The organism is Ruegeria sp. CDSB117, from assembly GCF_059611005.1.
On record NZ_JBXWOS010000032.1, the window covers coordinates 1 to 11,728 of the forward strand.

Genomic DNA, 11,728 nt, shown 5'->3' on the forward strand with positions numbered 1-11,728 from the left:
CAGCAGGTGAAATCGTTGGAAAGGCATTTGGGTGTAGCTCTCGTTGCCAGACGTGGGCGCAGCATTGAATTGACAGATCCAGGCATCATTCTTGCACGTGAACTGGGTATCGGCTTTGAAATTATTGGAAGGGGTGTCGAACGACTGGCAGAACACACAGCGCAGCGCCCCGTTCAAGTGACAATGTCACCAGCATTCGCGGTGGAGTGGCTATTGCCGAGAATGGCAGAGTTTCAACGTGAACATCCAGAGATCACTTTGATGCTGAACCCAACTTCGGAACTGGTTCAGATAAGACCAGGCGGCATCGATGTCGCCATTCGGTATCACGACAGACGCATGCCGAGAAAAGAGGAGGATACTGTTCTTGTCTCCGACATGGTCGTGATCGGAGCACCTTCACTTGTGGAAGGCCAAGATCTGCGTGACCCGGCCACTCTGACAAAGCTGCCTTGGTTGCAGGAACTAGGCACCAACGAGGCGGCCGACTGGTTCACCTATCATGGGGTCGTACCTCTCGAGCCATTGACGATCAATCACATGCCGGGGAACCTGATCATGACTGCGGTTCGCCGGGGTGACGGTATCACGTATTCTGCCAGAGCTTTTTTCGAGGACGATCTGTCATCTGGCCGGATGATTGAATTGTTCTCTGAGCCTCTCTTCGGCGTCTACTACATCCAGACTCAAGCAGAATTTCAGCGCCCAGAGGCTAAGGTGTTCGTCAACTGGCTTAAATCTCAGTCGCAAGTCGTATCGGCACACACGTCCAAAAGCTGATCTTGTTACAGTTGGAAACCTTCGATCCAAGCTAGGCTCGAGGCTGTCGCGTAGCTTATTTGTTCGAAGTAGAAATCAAGTGATCAACTACGTACTCCGCGTCCTCGCCCACGCCATAAAACAGGCCAGACCCTTGTGTATGCATCCAATGCAGTCCGCAGAAGTACAGGCCTGCTATATCCGTAGCACCTCGCTCATATAGCGGATAGCCAGTCTCATCGAAGACTGGCAAGTCGATCCATCCAAAATCGCGGTGAAACCCAGTTGCGTATATGACGGTTGAAACATTTGCTGCAGCCAAGTCGAAGAACGGTGGTTCAGGTTTGGGCTGCCAGTTGATCGGGACAACAATTTCCTTGGGATCATCGAGTCCATTCTCTGCAACAAACGTGTCGATGCTCTCCATTTCCGCGCGACACACATCGTCCACTGCCTTGAGCGTCTCTTCAAGTCCGCCCGCCAAAATCAGACACCCGTCTTGAACACCCTCAACCTTGCTGTGTAGTTTGACCCCGTCGAGCGCCATCTGGCGCAGATCAATTATACGACCACCCTCTCGCCCTGAGAGATGTGGATGGGCTTTGAACCGGATAGCTGTCCCTTTGGGATGGTCTTTTACCGCCATGTTCATGTAGCCAGTCGCCAGGTCCCATTCAAAAATGTCGCGACCCCTATAGCGACGCGGGATGCGGCCAGCACTGCCCACTGCGAGATGTACGTCGCGCCCGGATAAGTGCAGGTCCTCAGCGACCTGACACCCTGACTGACCACTTCCAATAACGAATACCGCACCATCCGGTAGGCTCGCTGAGTTGCGATAGTCACACGTATGTATGCCAGTAACCCTTTCGGGCAGATCGTAATGCCAACTTGGTATATTCGGGTGTTGATGCGTGCCGACGGTGACGATCAAGTTCTGCGCTCTGATTTCGCCATCTGATGTGGTTAGTTTGAACCGACCCGGTCCTGCACTTGCCTCGATTCTAGCCACCTCGACGCCCCCTCGATAGGGCGGACCAAAACTGCTCGCATAGTCTTCGATGTACTTGACGATCTCATCGCGGAGCATGAAACCATCGGGATCATCCCCATCGTAATGGAAACCTGGAAGTCGGCAGAGTTTGTTAGGAGAGACCAGGCAGAACGAGTCCCAACGGTTACGCCATGAATCGCCAATCTGCCCGCGGTCCAAAACAACGTGATCATGACCAGCCTGCTTTAAGTGCCAGCTAACGGAAAGACCAGCTTGACCTCCGCCCACAACCACAGTGTCAATCAGGGTGTACATAGCAGCAAACCTCTCTATGAAACTCTATCGGCGACAGCTAGTTGCTTCAACGTATCAATGTCCGCTCAGGGCTCAGTGCAGTCATTCGCTGCAACTTGCTTGAACGACTGCTTTGCGGAAAATTTTTACTGAAGCGGGAAATGCGTCTTCTTGCTTCAGCCCGTACAAGTGTTGCTAAGAACGCTTTTCTACTAGGTGCGCGATACCCGAAGCCAGTAGTCGTCTCGCCTCGTAGAGTTCACGCTGGCCAGACATCAGGTTTGGAGGCAGAGCACCTATCTTTTCAGAATGCTTGATCGATATCTCTAACCTATCAGCCGCTTCGATTGCTTCTTTTAGTGCTGCCTTGATGGCGGTCCTATCAGAAATGGGCAGGCGAGTTCCAGCCATTCCTCCGCTGTCTGTCCATGACCCTCTCTTCATTTTTGTTCCTCGCTCAGGCGGCCCCATTTTGGTAGCAGTGACTTATCAATTGCGGCGGTCGTTCTATCCGTACGTCGCATTTCCTCGACCTCTGCACGGAGTGCGGACAGTTCTTCAAGCCCTTTGAGCTGGGCATGACGACCCAAGACATCCTGAAGAAGCCTTGCCTGTTGCAAGCTGATTTCGCCCCGCGATGCTGCATTTGTGGTCCGCTCTGAAGCGACAAGGATATCTTCAATTGAGCTCAATTTGTTCCTGTCAGCCAATTGAACGAAGTCAGAGCGTGCAGGAGGCCGAACCCGATCAACGAGCCATTGGGCTACGGTTGGATTGCCGTTATCAAGCTCGTCGGAAATTACGTCAGTGGCGCGCCCGAGCATCTCTTCAAGCCGTTCTCCCGCAAGCCGTGCTGCGCGTGCTTTAATGCCATTTGCGCCCCGCGGTCGGCCGGTTGACTTTGGCGGTTTGTGCCCGGGCAGGAACTTGCCATCCGGGCCGCGTTTAGCTTGTTGCTCGTCATGGGGCATAGAACCGTCAATCTCGTCATTTATATGTCAATATTACTGACATAATAGCTTAACTTTGCGTTCTTGTCACTGTCTTGGGATTGACCCGTGGGTTACGGAGTTCGAGAGCGAGGTGATCCGCTCCTTCGAGTGAAAAACCAAATCGGCTGTTGCATTCCCACAAAGAAATCAAGACGTGAGGATGCCTCCAAGGCCATCTGGCATCACATGCTCAACGCTCAATTCCTTAGTTACAAGACATGCAACACACCTAGGATGCTCCCACTCAATTCTCAATTTCCATTCCTCAGTGTTGAACGCACGTTGGCCAAGTTGTCTGGATGAAGGTGATAGCACCGCGCGACAGCAAGGTTTTGGACTGCCAAATTGGTTTCATTAGCCCAATTGACAGCAGTTGAAGTCAGGAGAATTCAGTAATATGTGGGGTTCTATGTGGGGGTGAGATGACCCAACTGGTGGAAAACGCAGCGTTTTCAATGAGGTATGGTGGCCCTAGGCTCCACCAAAACCTAATTGGAAAATTCACCGTAGTTCTTCCGTTAATTCGCGTGTTTCTTCCATTTTCGGCCTGACGCGACTTTTTTTGCAACCAGTACGCAATCCTTCTCTGCATACATTCCGTCCGGCAGTATCGACTGGCCTGAAGCGGCTTGTTGCAATTTTGAAATGCGAGATTTTTTGATCTTGCGCTAGACGCTGTGCGCATCGGTATGGGGTCGCGATTTTGGGTCAATCCGATCAAGGACGAAATTTCCGTTCTACGACCGTAATACGGCCCAGAGCAACCGTAGCCGGAATGAGCGACTGGCGGTTCAATCGCCGCAGCCACCACCGTCACCGGAAGCACAGTCACCTGCATCTTTGTCAGCAAATGGGTCATCACATTCAAAAATCAGCGTCAGCTCACTTCTAGAGGTCAGGCTATTGAGGGTGATCACAAAACAGACAAGCGGTACGCTTAGCCAAAGCACTCCAAACAAAAGATCGCCACTTTGAACAATGGAACTAGCACCGATGCAAATGAGCACCAGCAAGAAGATCAGCATTGTGAAAGTACCAACTCTGTCTTTCCGCTTCCAAATCCCTTTTGGGGGTGTTCCAAACAGGTCCGAATAGGCTTTGACTGTGGCTTTGTAGTCATCCAGATGTTGGGGCCCTTGACCGCCGGGGTTGTGGTGTACTGGTTTGCCCAGCTTCTTGCAAAAGACATCCCAATAGTCGCGGCTGTGTTGCATGTGCAAATGCCAAACCAAATCGACCGCGCTTGAGGGGACGTTACGCTCTGGTCGCGTGGCACAAAGATACATGAACTTTTGATATTCGGCGATAGCCACATTGGCGGTATCGCGAGAGATGCGGTTTTCGGCCATAAGTTGTTCAATGAATGGCTTGCCCGCAGCATCATCAGGCATTTTATGCGTCTTAATCAGCTCCCATAGCTGAGTATTGAGAGAGGTCATCGGAGCCTCCTATGTTTTCTCTTTTTTCAATTTTTGACTAGCGCACAAATATGACAAGTATGTGACACCTTGCCGATCTTCTCGGCATGTCGAAGCACTCACAGATTACGTTGGATGTCCCGTTCTTCGTTCGTCATCAAAACTTCCTCCATCCCAAATCAGGGAATTTACAGGAAGCGTCCAGAGAGCCCGTGAATACCCGCACACTTGTAAAAAGTGCCGCTTGGGACACCACTCTCTGTTACACAGTACCCCCGCAATCAAGCGCCAGATTTGAACCCTCGGAAATGCGGCAGTGATTAGCAACAAAATGAGGGCGCGGATTTGGTATTCATTCTTTCATTGCCAAGCGATTATGTTCGAAAACTAGGGTAGCAAAACACTGCGAGTGCTGGGCAACCTCCTGGTGACACAAGTGTAAGGGACTTTCTCGAGATCGCAGAGAAAGGCACCTGGCGAAGAGATCGAAAAAACATCGCTTGCAATAGATTCGAAATCTGCACGGAAATGCGTCGTGCTTTTTACGCAAATCACTGAATAGTTTGTGGGATTCAGCCCTATATGGGTAAAATGCGCACGATCAAGGCATTGGTTGCGAATACTCGTCACGACGAGGTCAATCTCGGCCACATGCCCAACCAATCTTAGTGCTGCCGTCTTGCCGAGCGTCGCAACGCCGCCGCCATACATTTCTCCGGTATAGCGGCACGTGCCATCACCTACAGCAAGGACTTCAAACTCTGCCATGACCGGAACGTTGCCAGCCAGGTCAGACTTTGCGCCGATAGCCAAATTGACCAGCGCGCCTTCACCTGCCACATGGGCCTGATTTGCACTTTCCGGATCATGGAACAGACCCATCAGTACGCCTTTTACCCCGCCTTCAATCAGTGCCGCCAACAGTCCAGTGGTATCGGACGTCCCGCCTGCCCCAGCATTATCTTGAACATCTGCCAGAACGACTGGCCCTACCCGACTTTGACCGCATGTCGAAACTGCCTCCTCCAAAGACAACATCGTGCAATCAAGATCTGCTTCCCGGGCCGCAAACAAGTTGACGATTTCTTCAGCGGCGGCGGCGGCGCTATCGGCAGTGGCTGCATAAGCAATGCACGATGGGCCGGTGTCGGGGAAATCCGCCGCCGTGAATCCAAGAGCGATCTCCGCCAGAATTCCCTGCTGCTCCAACCTTGTCGGCTTTAGATAAATTTCATCGAAAGGAGGAGAACCAGTGTATTGTGCATGCAGAGGGATGAGGTAAGGCACGGTCCGGAACGCCTTGTATAGGGCTCCGCCAGTTAGCAATCGTTGCAAGACCGGAACGCATCTGGCACCTGTCTCTCCCATATCCAAATGAGGGTAAGTGCGAAAAACTGACAGGTAGTCCGCATGCGCCACCATCCGAGCCGAGACGTTGGCGTGTAGATCCAAACTTGCGACGACAGGGACACTGGAACCCACAAGCTCTCGAATGCGGCGCAGAATCTCTCCTTCACCGTCAGCATGGCTTTCGGTGACCATTGCCCCATGAAGATCAAGATAGACGCCGTCAATCGGGCCTGCATCGCGAATGCCGTCCAACAGCATCCCGCAAATCGCCTCAAAGGCGTGATCGGTGACATGCGCGGACGGCTCGGCTGAGCACCACAGAATTGGCACAACCTCAAACCCAGCCGCTTTAGCGGTCGCAGCAAATCCTGCGATCGGTAAGTTCATGCCATCGGTTTCCAACAAGACCTTTTCGCCGCGCAACATTCCGGGCCAGGAATCCGCCATCTCAAACTCGTGCAGACCGGCCTTTGTCACACCAAAGCAGTTCGTTTCATGCTGGAACCCTGCGATCACAATACGCCCGGTCGTCATACCGTTCGCTCGATTACTTGTTCAGCATGCCGCACACCAAAGACAATTTGACCATTGCGGATCGTTTCAAGCACCTTTGTATCGGTCAGGTGCTCAGGAGCGATTAGTGGGTTACGCGAAAGGATAACGAAGTCAGCTACTTTACCCGGTTCGATAGACCCACGCTGCTCCTCTTTGAAGACCTGCCAAGCGGCATCGATGGTCTGAGAACGCAAAGCTGACAGAACGCTGATCTTCTGATCCTCGCCCAGTACACGGCCTGAAGAGGTTTTCCGATTTACCGCGCAATGGGCCAGGTGGATCGGACGTGTTGGCGTGACCGATGCATCATTGTGGATCGTGTATCGCACGCCAAACCGTTCTGCTGATGCGGCCGGGGATATCCGCTGGGACCGCTCAGGCCCAAGGAAGGAGTCGTAATGGCGATCCCCCCAGAAATACACATGAGCGGGAAAGAAACTAACAGTAAGACCAAGCTGGGCCATGCGCTTAAGCTGATCATCCCGCAGGGCCTGACCATGGATGATAGTATGACGGTGATCTTGGCGTGGGTGCGCCTGAAGCGCTTTGTCCACTGCATCAATGAACATCTCGGCGCCGGCATCGCCATTGCAGTGGCAATGAATCTGCAAACCCGAACAATGGAGATTGCTGACATCAGCATCCAGCTGCTCTTGCGAGGTGTAAGTCATCCCACAAGGGTGTTCTGGATCAGACGGCTTGAAATACGGGGCAGTCAGATACGCGGTCTGCAGTTGAAAGGCCCCATCCGTGAACAGTTTGCGCGGACCTAGCGTGAAATGCGGGTTGCCGGGCCAGTTCGTGCCGATCCATTGGGTACTTAGCTCTGGCTCCAGATTTCCGACGGGTAACAGCTCGATATCAATTCCCGGATCCTGATCGGCGGGCAGACTGGCGAAGTGATCCAGCATAGTTTGCGACGTCCAGGCATTTTGGGCATAGGTCACCCCATGGGTCAGATATTCGTCACGGCAGGCATCAAAGCCCTGCCAGAACCTTTCGCGGTCGATCAGGAAATCGGTATCGCCCATCTCGCCCATGGCCGATAACCCTTCGATCAATCCCGTTAGGGCTCCGGTTTCGGGATCACGGCCAAAGCGGCCGCCCTCTGGGTCAGGTGTGTGACGGGTTACACCGCGCCTTTCCAGCGCAAGAGAATTGGCCACACCATTGTGGCCCGAGGCATGGATTACCCAGATTGGATGACGTTGCGATACGTCGTCCAACTCGGCCCGCGTCGGCATGCGACCTTCGAGAATAGAGGTATTGTCAATCGACACCCCCATGATCCATTCACCCTCGGGCGTTGCGTTGGCCTTTTCCCGAAGCCTGTCCAACGCCTGCGCCATGGTCCGGCAATCCCCTAAAGGAGGCGACGACAGGTCAACTCGGAACAGCCGAATGAACCCCGGATCCGGGAAATGCCCGTGCGGGTCAATAAACGCGGGCATCAGAGTGCGCCCCTGCAGGTTGCGTTCCTGAGTATCTGCAGGCATGCAAGCGCGCAGATCGGCCTCGGTTCCAACGTTCTTGATCCTGTCTCCTTCGGTCAGAACGGCCTCCGGCGAAGAATTCTGCGCATCCATAGTCAGGATTGTGCCGTTGAAAAAAAGTGTACTTGGCATTGGATTTCCTACTACGACAACGGCGCCAGACAACGCAGCCCGTGGCCGCCGTCCACTTCCCATTGTGGGGTCTGAGTGCAAATGTCCTTTGCAAAAGGACAGCGTTCACGGAATTCACATCCAGAGGGGCGTTTGAGCAGGCTGGGAGGCTCACCTTTTAGGGCGATCCGTTCCAACCGCGCATCCGGGTCCGGCTCTGGGTTGGCGCTTAACAGGCAGCGGGTGTACGGGTGGCGCGGATCGCTGAAAATCGTCTCGGTTGTGCCTTCTTCTACCAACCGACCCAGATACATGATGCCCATTCTGTCGGCCACGTGGCGTACGACGCTGAGGTTATGGGTGATGATTACCATCGCCAGACCCAGCCGTTCGCGCAGATCGTTGAGCAGGTTCAAAAGTTCACCCTGCACCGACACATCGAGGCCCGCGGTCGGTTCATCCGCGAGGATCAATTTCGGCTCCAACGCCAGCGCTCGGGCCACGCCTACTCGCCGCGCTTGCCCACCCGACAACTGGTAGGGATAGCGGTCCACGAAATGCGTGGGTAGATTAACCATTTCCAGCAGTCGCTTGGCTTCTGCATCCAGATCTTTATCTTTCATACCCTGAATACGGTAAGGCTCAGTGATCAGGCTGCGGATTGTCAGACGCGGCGACAGGCTTCCCACCGGATCCTGAAACATCATTGCCATGTCTTTGCGCAGCGGGCGCATGACACGTTCCGGCGCGCCGCGTATTTCCTGGCCCTCAAAAGTGACTGAGCCGTCTTGCGCAGGCGCAAGACCGGCAATGGCGCGTATCACGGTCGTTTTGCCAGACCCACTTTCACCAACCAACGCGTAGGTCTCGCCGGGTTGCACGGTAAAGCTAACTCCCGCCAAAACATTGACTGGGCCATAACTAGTTTTAAGGTCCACGACGTTCAGCAAGCTCATGTTGTGACCTCCTCGTGGTTCAGCCAGCATGCGGCGTGATGGCCTTCTTTCAATTGATCCAACGGCGGCACTTCGGTGGCGCACCGTGCCATCGCTTGATCACAACGATCGCGGAAGATGCAGCCACCCGGCAGGTTGGCCAGATCAGGCACTTCACCGGGAATGGTCGGCAAAACACGCGCGCGTTCTTTGATATGACCGGGATCACATTCGATCAGGCGGCGTGTGTAGGGGTGTTTTGGGTTGTGGAAAATCTCACGCACTTCGCCGCTTTCGACAACTGCACCAGCATACATCACCACCACCCGGTCGCAGAGTTCCGCAATCACGCCCAGATGGTGCGAGATGAACAGGATGGCACAGTGAAACTCGCGCTGAAGTTCTTGCAGACGCTCGATTATCTGAACCTCAAGCGTCGCATCTAGTGCTGTTGTTGGCTCATCCGCGATCAAAAGATCAGGTTCAGACATCAACGCCATCGCAATGGCGATCCGTTGACGCATCCCGCCAGAAAATTCATGTGGATACTGCTTCAAGCGCGCTTCGGGATCGGGAATGCCAACTGCGCCCAGCATCTTGGCCGCGTGGGCCAGCTTGTCCGCCTTTGACTGTTTGGAGCGGTGCTGAATGTCCAGCATCTGCTGCCCTATGGTCAAAACCGGATTATGCGTTTGCATCGGGTCCTGAAAGACGATGGATATGTCCGCCCCACGCAAGTCGCGCATGTGTCGTTCTGAGGCCTGCAGCAAATCTTGCCCTTTGAACCTGATCTCTCCTTCGCGGAACCGCGTATTGGGCGCGGTCAAGCGCAGGATGGATGAGATCAGAGTGGATTTACCGCAGCCGGATTCCCCGACGATGCCAACGATTTCGCCCTTGTTGACGTCGAATGTAATGTCCCTCAGAGCTTTGAGGTCACCACGGCCTGTTTCGTATTCGACGCTGAGGTGGTCGATTTCCAGAAGTGTCTCGGTCATCGCTGTTTCCTCAGTTTCGGGTCAACCACATCGCGCAGGCTTTCACCCAGGAAGGTAAATCCGAGCGTCGCCAGAATGATCGGGAGCCCACCACCAACCACCAACCAGGGGGTTTGGCGGATCAATGAGTACCCGTCCTTCAGCAAGGCACCCCAGCTGGGGGTAGGAGGTTTCACGCCCAGCCCCAGAAAGGAAAGGCCCGCCTCCAGCGCGATAACTGTGGGGATATCCATGGCCGCCAACACAGCTAGAACGCCAATGATATTCGGCAGCATATGCACGCCCAGAATGCGCGCCATGCTGGCCCCCATCGAGCGTTCTGCCAAAATGAATTCAGAGTTGCGCAGCGTCAGAGTCTGGGTTCGCGCAACGCGACCGTAGGTTGGGATTGAGGTCGCCATGACGACGAAGACCACGGTTTGAAGGCTGGGTCCGATCAGGGCCACAACGGCAAGCGCAAACATCACTGTTGGAAAGGACCGGATGGTATCGAAGAACAGCATCAGAAGGTTATCAAGCCATTTCGGCCCATACCCGGCAATCATGCCCAATGTCAGGCCAATCGCCATTGCACCGAACACAGCAGGCAATGCAACCTTGAGCGCAACTTGCCCCCCGGCGATAACCCGCGAAAACGTATCACGCCCTAACTGATCTGTACCCAGCAGGTGTGCGGCGGACGGCCCTTGCAAGCGGGATTTGATATCCATCGCAATCGGATCATAGGGTACAATCCAATAGGCGAAGATTGCGCAGAACACGATTACACCGACGATGATCAGCCCTATAAGCCCAAGCGGGTCGCGGGAGACGCCAATGATGATCTGGCCAAGTTCGGAACGAGATTTTTCCATAACGCTCCCCCCTCAATGAGCCGTGCGTGCGCGTGGGTCGAGCAACGCATTGATCAGGTCTGCCAACGCGGTCGACACCACGAACAACGCCGTTGATATGAGGACCGAACCCATAACAATCGGGTAGTTTCGGGTGGTAATGCTATCGATAACCAACTTACCCAAACCCGGACGGGCAAAGACAATTTCAGCAAAAACAGCGGAGCTGAGAAGAAAGCCCATCCCTACCCCGATCACGGTGACCACCGGCAAAATGGCGATCCGTAGCGCATAAACCATGACGACACGACGCTCGGCGATCCCAAAGGCGCGCGCGGTGCGCACATGGCTTTCGCCCATAACCTCGAGCATCGAAGCGCGTACAAGTCGAGCAATATAGCCGACCCAGCTGAGGCCGATGGCAAAGGCTGGCAGAACCAGATGGTCGAGACGGTCCCAGAACCCCTCTCCGGCACCGATGGCGGGAAACCATTGCAAATGCACGGCGAATACCAGCAGCGCTAAAAGCGCGACAACAAAGGCCGGGGCAGCCACGAAGCTGACGGATATTGCGGCGGCGATCCGGTCGATCAGCGTGTTGGGATGCGCCGCCGCATAGGCACCAAGTGCGATGCCCAGGCTTGCAGACCACAGGATTGACGCAAAAATCAGTTCCAGCGTGAACGGCAATTGCTGGAACACGATATCGGTCACGGAACGGCCCGAGAAAACATCGGTTCCAAGGTCACCCTGCAAAAGGTTTCCGTAAAAGATCAAAAGCTGTTTCCAGATCGGTTGATCAAGCCCCAGCGCCGCTGTGAGTTGGGCCTGAAGTTCGGGCGTGGCACGCGGGCCCAGCATGATCTGGACCGGATCGCCAGGCACGGCGCGGATCATCAGGAACATGACGGTGACCGCCACGAACAGGATGAGCAGCGACAGCCCGAAGCGACGGGTTGCGAAATTCAGCATGGCCAACTGGCTCCTTATGGCTTG

The 11,728-nt window shown here is 54.4% G+C and carries 10 protein-coding genes; 1 reads left to right on the forward strand and 9 read right to left on the reverse strand.

Annotation, left to right across the window (positions count from 1 at the left end; translation table 11 throughout):
- Positions 1 to 780, forward strand: a 780-nt coding sequence (locus AC2FJC_RS21825; protein WP_496741627.1) for a LysR substrate-binding domain-containing protein, incomplete at its 5' end; no start/stop codon positions are given.
- 55 nt (positions 781 to 835) lie between these two features.
- Here AC2FJC_RS21825 and AC2FJC_RS21830 read toward each other — a convergent pair.
- The 9 genes from AC2FJC_RS21830 to AC2FJC_RS21870 all read right to left on the reverse strand — a co-directional run bounded on the left by AC2FJC_RS21830 (position 836) and on the right by AC2FJC_RS21870 (position 11,704).
- Positions 836 to 2,068 carry a flavin-containing monooxygenase gene (locus AC2FJC_RS21830; RefSeq protein WP_496741629.1) on the reverse strand — a complete coding sequence of 411 codons (1,233 nt, stop codon included), beginning with the start codon at positions 2,066 to 2,068 and terminating at the stop codon, positions 836 to 838.
- Between the two features lie 419 nt (positions 2,069 to 2,487).
- On the reverse strand, positions 2,488 to 2,871 hold the full coding sequence (locus tag AC2FJC_RS21835; RefSeq protein WP_282169983.1) for a hypothetical protein: 384 nt from the start codon (positions 2,869 to 2,871) through the stop codon (positions 2,488 to 2,490).
- A 959-nt stretch (positions 2,872 to 3,830) separates the two neighbouring features.
- Positions 3,831 to 4,478 (reverse strand): glycine-rich domain-containing protein, encoded by a 648-nt coding sequence (locus tag AC2FJC_RS21840; protein WP_496741631.1) that lies wholly within the window; start codon positions 4,476 to 4,478, stop codon positions 3,831 to 3,833.
- A 366-nt stretch (positions 4,479 to 4,844) separates the two neighbouring features.
- Positions 4,845 to 6,341: a M81 family metallopeptidase gene (locus AC2FJC_RS21845; protein ID WP_496741633.1), complete on the reverse strand. Its 1,497-nt coding sequence runs from the start codon at positions 6,339 to 6,341 to the stop codon at positions 4,845 to 4,847.
- On the reverse strand, positions 6,338 to 7,987 hold the full coding sequence (locus tag AC2FJC_RS21850) for an amidohydrolase (RefSeq protein ID WP_496741635.1): 1,650 nt from the start codon (positions 7,985 to 7,987) through the stop codon (positions 6,338 to 6,340). Before AC2FJC_RS21850 ends, AC2FJC_RS21845 begins: the two co-directional genes overlap by 4 nt.
- Before the next feature lie 11 nt (positions 7,988 to 7,998).
- Positions 7,999 to 8,922, reverse strand: coding sequence for an oligopeptide/dipeptide ABC transporter ATP-binding protein (locus AC2FJC_RS21855; protein ID WP_496741637.1), 924 nt, complete (start codon positions 8,920 to 8,922; stop codon positions 7,999 to 8,001).
- Complete coding sequence (locus tag AC2FJC_RS21860; protein ID WP_496741639.1) at positions 8,919 to 9,899, reverse strand: ABC transporter ATP-binding protein; 981 nt, start codon at positions 9,897 to 9,899, stop codon at positions 8,919 to 8,921. The genes AC2FJC_RS21855 and AC2FJC_RS21860 overlap by 4 nt, the downstream gene beginning before the upstream one ends.
- Positions 9,896 to 10,753, reverse strand: a complete 858-nt coding sequence (locus AC2FJC_RS21865) for an ABC transporter permease (protein ID WP_496741641.1) — start codon at positions 10,751 to 10,753, stop codon at positions 9,896 to 9,898. Before AC2FJC_RS21865 ends, AC2FJC_RS21860 begins: the two co-directional genes overlap by 4 nt.
- Before the next feature lie 12 nt (positions 10,754 to 10,765).
- Entirely contained in the window at positions 10,766 to 11,704 is a 939-nt protein-coding gene (locus AC2FJC_RS21870; RefSeq protein WP_170765187.1) for an ABC transporter permease, read from the reverse strand.
- Positions 11,705 to 11,728: the final 24 nt, after the last annotated feature.